Annotated in this window: 13 protein-coding genes; 5 read left to right on the top strand and 8 right to left on the bottom strand. The window is 70.2% G+C overall.

What is annotated here, in order from left to right:
• Positions 1-33 precede the first annotated feature (33 nt).
• The 6 genes from ASG80_RS15415 to ASG80_RS15390 form a co-directional block, all read right to left on the bottom strand.
• Positions 34-1,062 (bottom strand): aldehyde reductase, encoded by a 1,029-nt coding sequence (locus ASG80_RS15415; protein ID WP_056732280.1) that lies wholly within the window; start codon positions 1,060-1,062, stop codon positions 34-36.
• A gap of 52 nt (positions 1,063-1,114) precedes the next feature.
• Complete coding sequence (locus tag ASG80_RS15410; protein WP_056732278.1) at positions 1,115-1,369, bottom strand: hypothetical protein; 255 nt, start codon at positions 1,367-1,369, stop codon at positions 1,115-1,117.
• A 149-nt stretch (positions 1,370-1,518) separates the two neighbouring features.
• A complete protein-coding gene (locus ASG80_RS15405) occupies positions 1,519-3,498 on the bottom strand; it encodes a hypothetical protein (protein ID WP_056732277.1) in 1,980 nt (659 codons plus the stop codon).
• 125 nt (positions 3,499-3,623) lie between these two features.
• Entirely contained in the window at positions 3,624-5,924 is a 2,301-nt protein-coding gene (locus ASG80_RS15400; protein WP_235508352.1) for an immune inhibitor A domain-containing protein, read from the bottom strand.
• Between the two features lie 198 nt (positions 5,925-6,122).
• The gene (locus ASG80_RS15395) at positions 6,123-7,235 is read right to left on the bottom strand and encodes an NAD(P)/FAD-dependent oxidoreductase (RefSeq protein ID WP_056732273.1); all 1,113 of its coding nucleotides are present in this window, start codon (positions 7,233-7,235) and stop codon (positions 6,123-6,125) included.
• Positions 7,236-7,371: 136 nt separating this feature from the next.
• Positions 7,372-8,985: a LuxR family transcriptional regulator gene (locus ASG80_RS15390; protein ID WP_056732270.1), complete on the bottom strand. Its 1,614-nt coding sequence runs from the start codon at positions 8,983-8,985 to the stop codon at positions 7,372-7,374.
• A gap of 75 nt (positions 8,986-9,060) precedes the next feature.
• Here ASG80_RS15390 and ASG80_RS24805 point away from each other — a divergent pair, with 75 nt between their 5' ends.
• From ASG80_RS24805 to ASG80_RS15370, 4 genes are all read left to right on the top strand, one after another.
• Positions 9,061-10,017 carry a GlxA family transcriptional regulator gene (locus ASG80_RS24805; RefSeq protein ID WP_056732268.1) on the top strand — a complete coding sequence of 319 codons (957 nt, stop codon included), beginning with the start codon at positions 9,061-9,063 and terminating at the stop codon, positions 10,015-10,017.
• Positions 10,018-10,079: 62 nt separating this feature from the next.
• Positions 10,080-10,259, top strand: a complete 180-nt coding sequence (locus tag ASG80_RS15380; RefSeq protein WP_162256640.1) for a hypothetical protein — start codon at positions 10,080-10,082, stop codon at positions 10,257-10,259.
• 98 nt (positions 10,260-10,357) lie between these two features.
• Entirely contained in the window at positions 10,358-11,356 is a 999-nt protein-coding gene (gene gap / locus ASG80_RS15375) for a type I glyceraldehyde-3-phosphate dehydrogenase (RefSeq protein ID WP_056732264.1), read from the top strand.
• 151 nt (positions 11,357-11,507) lie between these two features.
• On the top strand, positions 11,508-12,467 hold the full coding sequence (locus ASG80_RS15370; protein WP_056732262.1) for a DMT family transporter: 960 nt from the start codon (positions 11,508-11,510) through the stop codon (positions 12,465-12,467).
• 18 nt (positions 12,468-12,485) lie between these two features.
• On the opposite strand, the gene adhP is transcribed toward ASG80_RS15370, so the two are convergent.
• Positions 12,486-13,508, bottom strand: coding sequence for an alcohol dehydrogenase AdhP (gene adhP, locus ASG80_RS15365; protein WP_056732260.1), 1,023 nt, complete (start codon positions 13,506-13,508; stop codon positions 12,486-12,488).
• 207 nt (positions 13,509-13,715) lie between these two features.
• Between adhP and ASG80_RS15360 the strand changes: the two genes are divergently transcribed.
• Positions 13,716-14,267 carry a dihydrofolate reductase family protein gene (locus tag ASG80_RS15360; protein ID WP_056732258.1) on the top strand — a complete coding sequence of 184 codons (552 nt, stop codon included), beginning with the start codon at positions 13,716-13,718 and terminating at the stop codon, positions 14,265-14,267.
• A gap of 30 nt (positions 14,268-14,297) precedes the next feature.
• Here the strand turns inward: ASG80_RS15360 and ASG80_RS15355 are convergent, their stop codons facing one another.
• A complete protein-coding gene (locus tag ASG80_RS15355; protein ID WP_082590451.1) occupies positions 14,298-14,837 on the bottom strand; it encodes a PaaI family thioesterase in 540 nt (179 codons plus the stop codon).
• Positions 14,838-14,851: the final 14 nt, after the last annotated feature.

The following is a 14,851-nucleotide window of genomic DNA, read 5'->3' as shown; positions in this document are numbered from 1 at the left end:
GCTTGGCCGCCGCCCGAGCGATGCGACGTCGGCTCAGGCGTTCACCAGCCCCAGCCGCACAAGGCTCTCGGCCGACGCCACGATCGCGTCCTCGGTCGGGCGCGGCTCCCAGCCGAGCATCCGCCGTGCCTTCTCGTGCGACGCACCCTGCGTCCGGCGCATCTGCGGAACGATGGCACGAAGGTCCGAACTGACGAGGGCGCCGGCCTGCACGAGCCAGCGGGGGAGCACTCGTGTGGGCACGCGCTTCGCGTCGGCGCCGAGGCGGTCGCGCACCAGCATCGCGAGGTCGTGGAACGTGATGGGGTCGCCCGCGACCGCGATGAATCGCTCGCCCGCGGCATCCGGATGCGTCATCGCCCGCACGTGCAGGTCGGCGACGTCGCGCACGTCGACCCCGGTCGTGGCGCCGGGTGGCACCGCGGGAGCCCGGCCGTTGAGCAGGCCCCGCAGGATCTCGACGGACGTCGAGAAGTCGCTCCCGAGCACCGGCCCGAACACCGGTACCGGGTTCACGACCGCCAGCTCGAGGCCCCGTCCGTTCCCTTCGACGAACTCCCATGCAGCGTGCTCGGCGATCGTCTTCGACTTGATGTACGGGGTGAGGTGCGGCATCGAGAGGTCGGTCCAGTCCTCCTCCGTGAACAGCCGCCCCGGGTCGGATCGGTAGCCGATCGCAGCGAACGACGAGGTCAGCACCACGCGCCGAACGCCGGCGTCGCCCGCGGCGCGCAGCACGCGCAGCGCGCCGTCGCGGGCGGGCGTGATCAGCTCGCGCTCCTCCTTCGGCTGGCGCACCGGGAACGGAGATGCCACGTGCAGTACGAACATCGCGCCCTCGACCGCTTCGGGCCATCCGTCCTCGCTCATGAGGTCGGCGGCGACGAACTCGATGCCGTCCGGATCGGCCTCGCCGAGGCGCACCATCTCGCGCACGTCGTCGGCGCGGTCGAGCGAGCGGATGCTGGTGCGCACCCGGTATCCGGCATGCAGCAGTTCCACGATGCAGTGCGCACCGATGAAGCCGGTGCCGCCCGTCACCAGCACGATCTCCCCGCTCATGTGCCCCCTTCGGGTGGCACTCTACTCCCGGGGATGCCCAGGTGTCAGCGGGTCAGGCGTCCACGCCCGGCGGCAGTGCCGGACCGGGTGCACCGGGTGGGCCCAGCCAGTGCGCGGGCGCCGGCCACTCGATGCCGTACGAGGCGAGCACGAGCACGGTGAACGCGTAGATCATGATCGCGATGGTGAGGCATCCGAGTCCGATGCCGCTGACCGGCACCGCCGGCCAGCGGCGACCGAGGGAGCGATAGCGCGACACCGACATGCCGCCGAGCCAGACGCGGCCGAGCCGAAGAGCACCAGCCACACCGTGCGCTCGTACCGACCCGCGAGCGGGATCACGAAGCAGAGCACGGTGGTCGTGAGGCCGATCCCGAACGAGGACCACCCCAGGAACCGCGCCCAACCGATCCCCTCGGCGTCGCCTCGGCCCCGCACCATCCACTGATCCACCGGTCAGCCGCCCACGTGGATCACGGGCCGCTCGGCCGGATCCTTCTCGACCTCTCGGATGATCTCCCGCACGACGGGTGGCGTGTCGCCGCGCCCGAGGAGGATGTACCGGACCATGTGCAGGAGCGGGTTGCCCTCGGACCACTCGAAGTAGGCGTGCGGTTGCACGTCGGCGGCGTCGCGCATCGCCATCAGGATCGCCGCGATGGCGTTGGGTGCGGCAGGGCTATCCGCGCGCAGCACCCGATACCCGTCGACCTCGACCCCGCTCACGTGCAGCACCTCCCGGAACTCGGACGGGTCGACCACGTTGATCTCGAGGAACAGCACGTCGGCCGGCACGGGAACGGGATTGAGCCGGCGCTGCGCCCGCTCCTTCTCCTCGTACTCGGCGGCATCGCCGACCCCGCGCCGGTTGGCGATCAGGCTGAGCCTGCCGTCGTGCACGAGCGACTCGGTGATGAACCTACGGGCGGTCTCGTCGAACTCGATCCGATCTGCCCGGATCTCGGTGGTGCGCGCGAGCCGTGAGATCACCGAGACGACGATGATGCCGAGGATGAACAGAGCCGAGATCGCGAGTCCGTCGGGCTTCTCGATCACGTTCGCCACGAGCGCGTAGCCGAGGATCAACGTCAACACGGAGTACCCGACCGTGGCGAGTGAGTGGTGGCGGCGGATGGCGGAGATCAGCACCGCCACCGAGGCCGACACCATCATCGCCAGGATGCCGGTGGCGTACGCGCCGGCCTGTGCATCGACATCCGCCTCGAATGCGATGGTGATGATCACGCTGATCGCGGTGTACACGAGCACGACAGGGCGAACCGCGCGGCTCCAGTCGGGGGCCATGCCGTACGTCGGGAGGTAGCGTGGCACGATGTTGATCAGACCGGCCATCGCCGATGCCCCGGCGAACCACAGGATCAGCACGCTGCTGAGGTCGTAGACGGTTCCGAACACGTCACCGTAGAAGCCGTGGGCGAGGTACGCGAGTGCTCGGCCGTTCGCCGCCCCACCCGGCTCGAACTCCGCCGGCGGGATCAACAGCGTGGTCACGATGCTGCTCGTGATCAGGTACACGCTCATGATGACCGCGGCCGCGGTCAGGAGTTTGCGGGTGTTCCGGATGCGCGAGGCGAGCCGCTCCTCGGGCGTCCGACCGGTCGCCTTGACGAGAGGCATCATGCTGACTCCGGTCTCGAACCCCGAGAGCCCGAGCACGAGCAGGGGGAATGCGAGGAGGGCTGGGAGCAGGATGCCCGAGAAGCCTCCACCGGTCGCGGTCAGCGCCGCCCACCAGTCGTCGACCGCCACCGGGTTGGCCGACAGGTCGATCAGGCCCGTGACGATGACGATCGCATTGAGCCCGAGGAAGACCGCCACGAGCGGGATGGCGACATTCACCGCCTCGGTGAATCCGAGCAGGAACACCCCGCCGAGCACGAGGAGCAGCACGATCGTGATCGCCACCGCCTGCCCCTGCAGTGCCTCGGGCCAGAGCGGGTTCTCGATGAGGTGCACCGTGGCATCCGCCGACGACAGCGTGATGGTGATGATCCAGGATGTCGCGACGAACCCGAGCAGCACGAGGACGAAGATCTTCCCCCGCCAGAAGGGGAGCAGCCGCTCGAGCATGGCGACCGAGCCCTGCCCGTGGGGGCTCTCGTGGGCGACCCGCCGGTACATCGGCAGCATGCCGAACAGGGTGAGGGCGACGATCAGCAACGTCGCGATCGGAGAGACGGCACCGGCTGCGAGCACGGCGATCGAGGGAAGGTACGACAGCGTCGAGAAGTAGTCGACGCCCGTCAGGCTCATCACCTTCCACCACGAGTGGTGCTCCACGGTCGATTCCTCGACCTCGGGACCGACGGGCGGAACGGTGTGCTGGAAGAGCCATCGAGAGAATCCCGTGCTCGGGCGGTCCGCCGCCGGACCGGGCACGCTGGCCGGGAACTCGAACTGGGTCCAATCACGCATTGACGACTCCTCTGCCACCTTCGGCGGCGACCATCACATCTTCGCACCGCCCTCCCCTTCGGCGGGAAGGAAACGCGAGTGGGCCCGCCTCCGAGGAGACGGGCCCACCGTGGTCCGCGATCAGCTCACTTGGGGTTCGTGACGTCGACCGTCATCGTGCCGCCGGTGTTCTGGCTCGTCACCGTCGCCGTCACACCGTGGCCGGCCACGTACACGCCGCCGAGCGGGTTCGTCGTGCTTAAGAACGCGTTCGGGTCGAGGTCCGAGAACGTCGCCGTCTGCTGCTTCGTGCCGTCGGAACCGACCGCCTCGACCGTCTGCACGGTCTGGCTCTGACCCTTGCCGACGACGATCTCCTTGTGCAGCGACACGGCATCCATCACCTGCAGGCCGAAGGTCGCGTCGAACGGCTGGCGCCGGTTGCTCGGCGCGGAGCCGTCGGGGTAGGTGAACTTCGCCGGGTGCGAGTCCACCGGCAGCGCCTGGCCGTGGCCGACGTGCTCGCTCGTGTTGTTGTCGCCGTAGGTCTCGTCGACCGCCCACACGAGCAGGCCGTCCTGGTATCGGAAGTGCTCCACCCAGTCGGGCCTCGTGATGCCGTTCGAGAACTGGTACGGACCCACCTCGAGGGTGGCGTCGTAGCCCACGTAGGTGCGGTTCTCGAGCAGGTAGTACCGGTCGCCCGAGGAGGTCTCGGTGCCGGTGCTGATCTTGAAGCCGCCATCGGCATCCCATCCGTCCGCGCCCGACTCGACGTCGTCGGTGAGCAGCGTGGTGCCGCCCGACTTCACGACGATGTCGTCGATGAACGCGCCCGCGAGGTGCACGCCGCCGTCGCTCTGGTAACGGAAGCGGAAGTCCACCGGGCCGCCTCCGGGCACGGTGTACCGCAGCGTCGACCAGTGACCGGATGACGAGCCGTCGACCGGGGTGCCGATCTGGGTCCAGTTCGCGCCGCCGTCGGTCGAGTACTCGGCGAACAGGTAGTCGAACCCGGCCTCGATCTCGTACCAGGCCTTCGCCGTCACCGTCGCCGACCGCACGCCGGTGAGGTCGAGGGTGCGGGTGAGCGTGGTGTTGAGGTCGTCGGCACTCGAGGTCCACCACGCGCCGGCGCCGGAGCTCGGTGTCGTGTAGTTCGTCTCGATCCCCTGGTCGGGCACGTCGACCACGACCGCCTGCTCCTGGCCGTCGACCTGCAGGGCCGCCGGGCTCAAGGTGAAGCTGCCGCTCGCACCCTGGTTCACGATCGAGTAGTCGAGCCAGCCGAGCTGCAGCTTCTCCCACGGGCCGTAGTGGTTCGGCGTGGTGCCGATGTCTTCGATGCCGTGGTTGAGCCACGAACCACTCGACATGAGGGTCCAGAACCCGGTGTCGTTCTCACCGCCGCCCGAGGTGTCGTAGAAGTCGGGCAGGCCGAGGTCGTGGCCGTACTCGTGTGCGAAGACACCGAGGCCACCGTTCTCGGCCTCTACCGTGTAGTCGCCGATCCAGTAGCCGGTGTCGCCGATCTGGGCGCCGCCGAGCTTCACCAGCGTGCCGTCGACGGTGGGGCCGGTGACGCCGTAGTCGGTCGGGTTGACGTACCAGCGGTGCGACCAGATCGCGTCCTCGCCCTGAGGGCCGCCTCCGGCGTCCTCGCCCTCACCGGCGTGCACCGCCTGGAAGTGGTCGAGGTAGCCGTCGGCCTCGTCGAAGTCGCCGTCTTCGTCGAAGTCGTAGCGGTCCCACACGTCGAACGTCGCGAGCTGCGCCTTGATCTCGTCGGGGCTCGTGCCGCCCGCGACCTGCGCGTCGTACCAGGCGTTTCCGGAGTCCTCGATGAACTGCCAGGCGCCGCCGGACTCCTCGACCGTGTTGTCGCCGTACACCGAGGCGTTGCCGGGCACCGTGACCCAGTCGGTCACAGACCCCGAGACGGTGTAATTGCCCGACGATTGCTTGGAGTAGAAGTCGGCGAAGGACTCGCCGGCGCCGAACAGCAGATCGTCGTAGTGCGCCTGGTCGAAGTCGGCGACCCAGTGGGTGCTGTTGTCAACGGTGCGGTCGGGCTCGACGATCTCGTTGTGCAGCGGGCCGGGCGTGGAGCCGAGCTTGCCGCTGCCCTGGTCGCCGAACTCGGACAGGACCGTGAACACGCGGCCGGTTCCGGTGACGGCGGCCTGGTAGTACTTGTCGCCGGCCAGCTGCACGACGCCGTCTTCGCCGGGCGCGGCCTGGCCCGACAGGATCAGCTTCTGTGCGGCCTTGCGCCGTTCGTTCTGGCGTTCGGTCAGCGGGCCGGGACGATTGTCGAGGCGCTGGGCGGCGGATGGGTTCGAGTCCTCAGCGGGTGTGGCGATCGCGGCCGGTGCGAATGCGACACCGGACACCACCGTCACGCTCGCCGCAGCCACGGCGAGCATGCCGCGCGTGCGTCGTTTCACGGGTTCTCCTTACATAGGCAACGCCCGGGATCGCCGGGCACAGTGCGGAAAACGTAGCACCGGATTCGCGCCGGCGGAATGGTTGACGAGGGTCATCATTCGGCGACGCGCGGCATCGTCGTTCGACGCCCTTCGACGCAACGGATTCGAGGGCGCGACCCTTCAATTGGACGCGCCCTCAGGCTAGGATCCGCCGGCTCAAGCGGCGATCTCCGACGAGCCGACGGGCACGTCAGCCGGTGCCGCGCCGAGCGCCTCGACGACGTATTCGGCGTCGCGATCCATGCCCACGAGCGTCGACGACGCCACCGAGTACTGGAACGGCATGCCCACGAACGCGAGGCCGGGGCATCCGCTCACGAGACCGCGGTACTCGATCGGGTGCCCGTCGACGCCCACGACGCCTTCGATGTCGATCCAGCCCAGGTCGGGACGCGACCCCGTGCACCAGACGACCGTCGCCGCGTCGATGACCGTGCCGTCTTCCGTCAGAGGGCGCCCCGCCTCGACGCGGTCGATGCGCCCGACGCGCACGACGCCGGCGCGTTCGAGGTCGGCGGGCTTGTTGCGCACCAGCATGACCCCGTGCTCGAGCTCCTGCGCCTTCATCGCGCGTCCCCTGGCGGAGTCGATGGTGATGCCTCGCATGTAGCGCACGAAGATCCCGCCGATGAGGTTGCTGATCGGCGTGTCGATGTCGACGGGCACGTGGCCCGGATGCCGCCCGGCCAGCGTCACGGGATGACCGGCGCGCGCGGCGTCGAGCGCGACATCCGTGCCGGAATTCGCCGCCCCCACCACGAGCACCGGCCCGTCGGCGAACTGCTCCCGTCCGCGGTACTCCACGGAGTGGAGCTGGCGGATCGAAGGGTCGAGCTCCGACGCGAACGCCGGCACGATCGGGAGGCGATGCGCGCCGGTGGTCACGATGACGTGCCCGGCGAGCACCTCGGAGCCGTCGGCGAGTTCGAGGCGGAATCGGCCGTTGGCCAGCCGCGTCAGTTCGACGACCCTCGCCGACGTGCGCACCGGCAGGCGGAACTGCTCCGCATACTGCTCGAGGTAGTCGCCCATCTGCGCGCCGGTGGGGTACGCGAACCGGCCGACGTCGATGCGCAGTCCCGGCAGGCTGAGGAGGGGGCGTGGGGTGAAGAGTCGAAGCGAGCGGTAGCGCTCGCGCCAGGAGTCGCCGACGCGCGGGTGCTCGTCGAACAGCTCGAACCGCACCCCGCGCTCGGCCAGGCGCTTGCCGACCATGAGCCCGGCGGCGCCGGCACCGACGACGGCGGTGTCGAGAAGGGTGGTGGACATGATGGCCTCCTGCGTGGCTGATGCGGGCGACGCTACGGATGCCGCTGCGGGGCCGCGTCGGCAGAAATGACCAATTCCAGGACCTGCGCCGTCGGGTCGCCCGGCGTCGGGTCGCCCGGCGTCGGGTCGCCCGGCGTCAGGCCATGGCGTTCAGCCCGTGCTCGAAGGCGAACGCCGTCGCAGCGGCGCGGTTGGCGAGGCCGAGCTTGCCGAGGATGTTGCTGACGTGCCGCGCCACCGTGCGCTCGCTGAGGAAGAGCTCGGTCGCGATCTGCCGGTTCGACAGGCCGCTCGCGATGAGGCGCAGCACCTCGAGCTCCCGCCTCGTGAGCCCAGCGGATGCCGCAGGCCGGCCGGGCTCGGCCGCGATCCGCTCGAGCCGGTCGAGGTCGGCGACCGCCCCGAGTTCGCCCAGCACGGTGCGGGCGGCGTCGAACTCCAGTTGCGCGGCCTCCTCGTCGCCGAACGCGCGGTTCGCGCGGCCCATGAGCACGCGAGTCACGGCCGCTTCGTATGGAGCCTCGAGCCGTCGCCAGACCGCCCAGGAGCTGCGCAGCAGGGGGAGCGCCTGCTCAGGGGCATCCGTGCCGATCAGCAGACAGGCCTCGGCGCGGTCGGCCTGCGCCTGCAGGTAGATCGTGCCGAGCGTGTCCGCCATCGCGCGCAGTTCGGCTGCGGCGCGAGCGGCGACGTCCCAGTCCCCGTGCTCGACCTCGAGCTCGACCTGCGCGGCGAGCAGTTCGGCGCGGGTGCCCGGCGTGGGCGACGCCTCGAGTGCCCGCGCGATGCCCGAGCGCGCCGGGGAGAACCGGCCGGCATCCCGCCGCAGCAGCGCGAGGCCGGGCTGCACTTCGCGCCCGAGCTCGGCCGCGTGCCGGTAGGCCGCCTCGGCCTCCGCCCGGCGACCGACGAGACGGCAGAGCTCGCCGAGCCCGTAGTACGCGTACTCGAGGGTGTGGGCATCCCGCTCGTGATCGCAGACCTCCGTGAGGGTCGTCGTGGCCTCGTCCCATTCACCGAGCAGCCGCAGCACGCTCGCACGGTTCACCGAGCACTCCCCGCGGAACGGCTCGAGTCCCCGCTGCGCGTCGCACCACTCGCTGAGATCGCGGGTCCACACACGGGCGCGTTCGACGTCCCACCGCTCGAGGCAGCTCGCGATCACCGCACAGTAGACAGGGCCCGCGGCGCGGACGCCCACCCGACCCGACGAGACGGCCAGCATGACGCGGTCCATGCAGGCGAATGCCTCGATGATGCGGCCGTTGAAGATGAGCGAGCGCGCGAGGGTCATCGTGGCGAGGACCTCGATGTCGGGGTCGCGCGCGGCCTGCGCCAATGCGACCGCGCGCTCGCCGAGGTCCACCGACTCCTCGAGGCGACCATCTCCGAATGCCGCGTCGGCCTGCGCGAGCACCGCGGTCGCCTCGCTCTGCGGCGGCCGCCCGGCGAGGCCGCACAGCTCGAACAGGCGCGACATCCATGCGCCCGCTCGCACGGTGTCGCCCTGATCGGCGCGGGTGAAGCCCAGCCAGAACACGCAGCGGATCGCGGCATCCGTCTCGCCGGCGTCGAGGTAGGCGAGGTGGGCGGCGTTCCATGCGCGCTCGCACTCGGCCTCGCGCCCGAGGAACCACGCCGCCAGCCCCAGGTCGTCGAGCTCCGAGGCCGTGAGCTCCGGCCGGCGAGCCGTCAGCTCGTCGTAGCGGGCGACCCAGTCGACGACGCTCAGCGCGCCTGCCCCGGACATGGGGCCAGTATCCGCCCGCGAGGGTGACCCCGGCAATGGTGGCGGCATCCTTGCGAGGCATGGCAATCTGGCCGCATGAGTCGCCGCAACCACCGTGTCGCCGTGCTCGTGCTCGAGGGTGCCAAGCCACTCGACGTCGGCATTCCGGCGCAGATCTTCACGACCCGGCAGAGCATGCCCTACGAGGTGCGCGTCTGCGGCGCGCACCCCGGGCCCGTGACCGGCGGCGACGGCCTCTCGTACCACGTCGCCGACGGGCTCGAGGCGTTCGAGTGGGCCGAGACGATCTTCATCCCGGGCTACCGGCATCCCGACCAGGAGGATCCGCCCGCCGAGGTCGTCGATGCCCTACGGGCCGCGCACGATCGCGGCGCACGCCTCGCCGCGATCTCGACCGGCGCGTTCGCGCTCGCCGCGACCGGTCTGCTCGACGGCCGGCGGGCCACGACGCACTGGCACTACACGCATGCGCTGCAGACGAGGCACCCGTCGGTCCGCGTCGACGAGAACGTGCTGTTCGTCGACGAGGGCCGCGTGCTCACGTCGGCGGGCGCGGCATCCGGGATCGATCTCTGCCTGCACCTCGTGCGGCGCGACCACGGGGTGGCGCTCTCGAACCACGTCGCCCGGCGGCTCGTCGCGGCGCCGTACCGCAGCGGCGGCCAGGCGCAGTACGTGCCGCGCGCGCTGCCCGAGCCGCTCGGCGAGCTGTTCGCGGCGACGCGGCAGTGGGCGATCGAGCGCCTCGAGGAGCCGCTGACGCTCGCCGACCTCGCGCGGAACGCGAACGTGTCGCCGCGCACGTTCTCGCGGCGGTTCCTCGAGGACACCGGCTACACGCCGATGCAGTGGATCCTCCGCGCCCGCATCGACCTCGCGCGCGAGCTGCTCGAGCGCACCGACCTCGGGGTCGAGCAGGTCGCCGACCGCGTGGGCCTCGGCACGGGCGCGAACCTGCGCTTGCACTTCCACCGCATTCTCGGCACGTCGCCGAGCGAGTACCGTCACACGTTCGCGGAGCCGGCCGCCTGAAGCGAGCCGAGCGGATGCCGCGAGCCGAGCGGATGCCGCGGGGCGCGCGCGATGATGGGACGGTGGCGACCCGGCTGCTGCTCATCTCCGACACGCTCGTGCCCGCGCGGGCACGGCGGTTGCCCGATGCCGTGTGGCGCGCGATCGACGACGCCGACGTCGTGATCCACGGCGGCGACTGGGTCGACGTCGCGGATGCAGGGGAGCTGCGCGAGGTGACGCTGGTGCCGGTCGAGCGCTGAGTAGGATTGGCGCGAATCTTGCGCACCCTGTCGTTCCAGCCACTGCCGCGCCGCGGGCCGACCAACGACCGTGGAGGGGAACGAAAGGACTCCCCTCAATGACTCGCATCGCCGTCAACGGATTCGGTCGCATCGGCCGCAATGTGCTCCGCGCCCTGCTCGAGCGCGACTCCGACCTCGAGGTCGTCGCCGTCAACGACCTCACCGACCCGAAGGCGCTCGCGCAGCTGCTCCGTTTCGACAGCTCCGCTGGACGGCTCGGTCGTCCCGTCGAGGTCGACGGAGACACCCTCGTGGTCGACGGTCGCCGCGTCACCGTGCTCGCCGAGCGCGACCCCGCGAACCTGCCGTGGGCCGAGCTCGAGGTCGACGTCGTGCTCGAGTCGACCGGCCGGTTCACCGCGGCATCCGCTGCCCGTGCCCACCTCGATGCCGGGGCCAAGAAGGTGCTCGTGAGCGCCCCCGCCGACGGCGCCGACGTGACGCTCGCCTACGGCGTGAACACCGACGCGTACGATCCCGCCGCGCACACGATCGTCTCGAACGCCTCGTGCACCACGAACGCGCTCGCCCCGCTCGCGAAGGTGCTCGACGACCTCGCCGGCGTCGAGCACGGCTTCATGACGACCGTGCATGCGTACACCCAGGAGCAGAACCTGCAGGACGGCCCCCACCGCGACCCGCGCCGCGCCCGTGCCGCCGGCGTGAACATCGTGCCGACGACCACCGGCGCCGCGAAGGCGATCGGCCTCGTGCTGCCGGGCCTCGAAGGCAAGCTCTCGGGCGACTCGATCCGCGTGCCCGTGCCCGTCGGCTCGATCGTCGAGTTGAACACGACGGTGTTGCGCGAGGTGACGCGCGACGAGGTGCTCGCGGCGTACCAGGCTGCCGCGTCCGGCCCGCTGGCCGGCATCCTCGAGTACTCCGAGGACCCGCTCGTGTCGTCCGACATCACGGGCAACCCGGCGTCGTCGATCTTCGACGTCGCGCTCACCCGCGTCGACGGCAAGCACGTCAAGGTCGTCGCGTGGTACGACAACGAGTGGGGCTTCTCGAATCGCGTCGTCGACACGCTGGAGCTGCTCGCGCAGGGCTGATCCGTCACGCCGCCGACCAGCGGAGGCGACGCCGGGACGTCGGTGTCGCCTCCGCGGTCGCCTTCGCGGTGGGTCCGCAGTCGGCAGGAAATCGCGGTGACTCGGCAGCACCTCGTCGCTGGTTGTCGGCGGCAGCGACCAGAATGAGCAGGTGACTCGTCGAGGGCTGATCCTGTTCGTCTCGCTCGGGATCGCCTGGGGCATCCCGTACCTGTTCATCAAGGTGGCGGTGAGCGAGCTGGATCCCGCGATGGTGGTCCTCTCACGGTCGGCCCTGGCCGCGATCCTGCTGCTGCCGCTGGCGTTCTTCCGGCGCGAGGTGGCTCAGGTGGTGCGCCGGTGGAAGCCCATGCTGGTCTACACGGTCGTCGAGATCATCCTTCCGTGGTACTTCCTGAGCTCGGCCGAGCAGCGCCTGCCCAGCTCGACCGCGGGGCTGCTGCTGGCCACCGTGCCGCTCGCCGGAGTGGCCATCGCGTTCGCGATGGGCCGTCCCGAACGGCTCTCCCGGATGAACTGGCTCGGGATCACCCTCGGCATGCTCGGCGTCGCGGCGCTGGTCGGCCTGGACATCGCAGGGTCCGACTTGATCGCCGTCGCGGAGATGGCGGTCGTGGTCGTCGGCTACGCGCTGGGTCCGGCGATCCTCGCGCGGTGGATGTCCGACCTCCCCGGCGTCGGCGTCGTCGCCGTGTCCCTCGCCGCCACCGCCGTCGTCTACGTGCCGTTCGTGCTGCTGACCGGCGGCTGGCCGACGGCGTTGCCGTCCACGGCGGTCATCGTGTCCATCCTCGTGCTCGCCGTGGTCTGCAGTGCCCTCGCGTTCCTGCTGATGGTCGGCCTGGTCGCCGAGATCGGCCCCGTGAAGGCGACCGCGATCACCTATGTCAATCCCGCCGTCGCCATCATCGCGGGCGCCGTCGTGCTCGGCGAGCGGGTCACGGTGTGGACGATCGTCGGATTCGTCCTCGTGCTCGCCGGCTCCTTCCTCGTGACCCGCCGACGGCGTGAGCTGGTCGCGGCGGAGGGGACGGAGGAGGCGTGCGCCGAGCAGGTCGGATCCCCATCGGGTGGGCGGAGGCCGTTGTCGGCCGACGCCGAATCGCGGTAGACGACCCGAGCCGTCGGCTCAGTTCGCGCTGCCGTAGGCGAACACGAGCCGGGCGGGGACGTCGCCGCTCAGCACCTCCTCGACGGCCTCGTTCACGTCGCTCAGGTCGCGCGGAACCGCGACCACCCGGGTACGGCCGAGCGCGTGGAGTGCGAACACCTCCGCGAGGTCCTGCCGAGTGCCGACGATCGATCCGATGATCGAGATGCCCTTGAGCACGGTGTCGAAGATCGGCACGGTGAGGGTGCCTTCGGCCGGCAGCGACACGAGCACGAGCCGTCCGCCGCGACTCAGCGAAGCGAAAGCCTGGCCGAACACCTGGGGTGCGACCGCGAGCACGATGGCGACGTCGGCGCCGCCGAGGCGTGCGATCTCGGCGGTCGGGTCGACCGTCTTCGCATTGATGACGTGATCGGCGCCCAGCTCGCGCGCCAGCTCGAGCTTCTCCTCGGTGATGTCGACCGCGATCACCTCGGCGCCGACGAGCCGTGCATACTGCACCGCGAGGTGCCCGAGCCCGCCGATGCCGAAGACCGCGACGCGCTCGCCCGGCACCACCTTCGCGGCCTTCACGGCCGCGTACGTGGTCACGCCGGCGCACGTGAGCGGAGCGGCATCCAGGGGCGAGATCCCGTCGGGCACGAGGACCGCGAACCTGGCGTCGGCGATCGCGTACTCGGCGTAGCCGCCGTCGATGGAGTAGCCGGTGTTCTGCTGCTGCTCGCACAGGTTCTCGCGGCCGTCGATGCAGTAGCGGCATTCCCCGCACGCCTGACCGAGCCAGGCCATGGCGACGCGCTGGCCGACCGACCGCGACGTGACGCCGTCGCCGAGCTTGTCGACGATGCCGACCCCCTCGTGCCCGGGCACGAACGGCAGGCCGGGCTTCACGGGCCAGTCTCCACGCATCGCATGGATGTCGGTGTGGCACAGGCCACAGGTCTCCAGGCGCACGAGCACCTGGCCCGGTCCGGGTTCGGGGATCGGGCGCTCCTCGAGCGTCACCGGCCGGTCGAATGCCGTCACGACGGCTGCACGCATGTTGACTCCTCCTGGGGTGGTGGTGCCGGATGCACCGTGCCCCAGTCTTGGTCGCGAGGCATCCGCTGCCCGGGTCCTTGGTCCTGCGGAGACGCCGGCCCGCTGCATCCGCGTTGCCCTTTTCGGTCTCGCTGTCGATCTCGCCCGCTCCTCGTTCGACGTCCAGAATGAGACGGAGACACCGCCTCGGAGAACAAGGAGATCGCCATGCGCACGCTCATCGTCACCGAATTCATCAGCCTCGATGGCGTCATCGACTCGCCCGGCGGCGGGTCGCACCCGCGGGCCGGGTGGACGTTCAAGGAGGTCCCGTTCGTCGAGGAGGCGTACGAGATCAAGGGTCGCGAGCAGGTCGAGGCCGGCGCGATGCTCATCGGGCGCGTGAGCTATGACGAGTTCGCCCCCGTCTGGCCGACGATGGAGGAGTTCGCGGAGTACAACGCGATGCCGAAGTACGTCGTGTCGACCACGCTGAGCGACCCCGAGTGGAACAACACCTCGGTGCTTCGCTCGATCGACGAGGTCGCGCGACTCAAGGAGGGCGAGGGCGGCAACGTCCTCGTGCACGGCAGCGCCATGCTGGCTCAAGGCCTGGGCGAAGCCGGGCTGGTCGACCGCTACCACCTGCTCGTCTTCCCGGTCGTCCTCGGCGATGGCAAGCGCCTCTTCAGCGGTCGTGAGACCGGCAAGCTGCAGCTCGTCGAGCACGAGGCCTACTCCAACGGAGTCGTCAAGGCCGTGTACGACGTGGTGCACTGAGCCAGCGTCATATTGGCGGCGCGGCCGCGATCATGCCTCGGATGCGGCATCAGCGACATCCGAGGCGTCCCGTGCACCCGCTGCATCCGAGGCCTCCGGTGCACCCGCGGCCGCACTCGCACGCCGCTTCTCGCGCACGTAGACCTCACGCCGCACCCGGGCGACGACGTGGCCTTCGCGGTCGGTGATCTCGGTCTCGAACCATTCGAGCACCCTCGCGCCGCGGTGGGCACGCTCGCGAAGCTCCTGCACCTTCGACGGCGGCACCTCGAAGTGCGCGGTCAGCACGCCGCGCCCGGGCTTCAGGAACTCGATCTCGCCGCGGGTGTCCCACACGATGTAGTCGCGCCCGAGCTGGTGCCGCACCAGCATGAAGTAGTACGGGTCGGTCATCGCCGACATCGAGCCGCCGAACGCGGTCTTGACGTAGTTGCGGGTGAACACGTTCACATGCAGCTCGACGGTCGCGCTCGTCCAGTCGGGTGCGAAACGCTTCACGCGGATGCCGTTGAAGAGGTTCGGGATCCACAGGTTCATGCCCATGGCGAGACGTCGAGGAGTGATAACCATGGGCACGATCCTGC

The organism is Agromyces sp. Soil535, assembly GCF_001428255.1.
GTDB lineage: Bacteria > Actinomycetota > Actinomycetes > Actinomycetales > Microbacteriaceae > Agromyces.
Note: the sequence above shows the minus strand (reverse complement) of the source record. Positions and strands in the feature narration are given on the sequence as shown.

Bases quoted from the DNA above. Each gene is read 5' to 3' on its own strand.
- ASG80_RS15415 (WP_056732280.1), bottom strand. From the start codon at position 1,062: ATGAGCGGGGAGATCGTGCTGGTGACGGGCGGCACCGGCTTCATCGGT.
- ASG80_RS15405 (WP_056732277.1), bottom strand. From the start codon at position 3,498: ATGCGTGATTGGACCCAGTTCGAGTTCCCGGCCAGCGTGCCCGGTCCG.
- ASG80_RS15395 (WP_056732273.1), bottom strand. From the start codon at position 7,235: ATGTCCACCACCCTTCTCGACACCGCCGTCGTCGGTGCCGGCGCCGCC.
- ASG80_RS15390 (WP_056732270.1), bottom strand. From the start codon at position 8,985: ATGTCCGGGGCAGGCGCGCTGAGCGTCGTCGACTGGGTCGCCCGCTAC.
- ASG80_RS24805 (WP_056732268.1), top strand. From the start codon at position 9,061: ATGAGTCGCCGCAACCACCGTGTCGCCGTGCTCGTGCTCGAGGGTGCC.
- gap (WP_056732264.1), top strand. From the start codon at position 10,358: ATGACTCGCATCGCCGTCAACGGATTCGGTCGCATCGGCCGCAATGTG.
- adhP (WP_056732260.1), bottom strand. From the start codon at position 13,508: ATGCGTGCAGCCGTCGTGACGGCATTCGACCGGCCGGTGACGCTCGAG.
- ASG80_RS15360 (WP_056732258.1), top strand. From the start codon at position 13,716: ATGCGCACGCTCATCGTCACCGAATTCATCAGCCTCGATGGCGTCATC.
- ASG80_RS15355 (WP_082590451.1), bottom strand. From the start codon at position 14,837: ATGGTTATCACTCCTCGACGTCTCGCCATGGGCATGAACCTGTGGATC.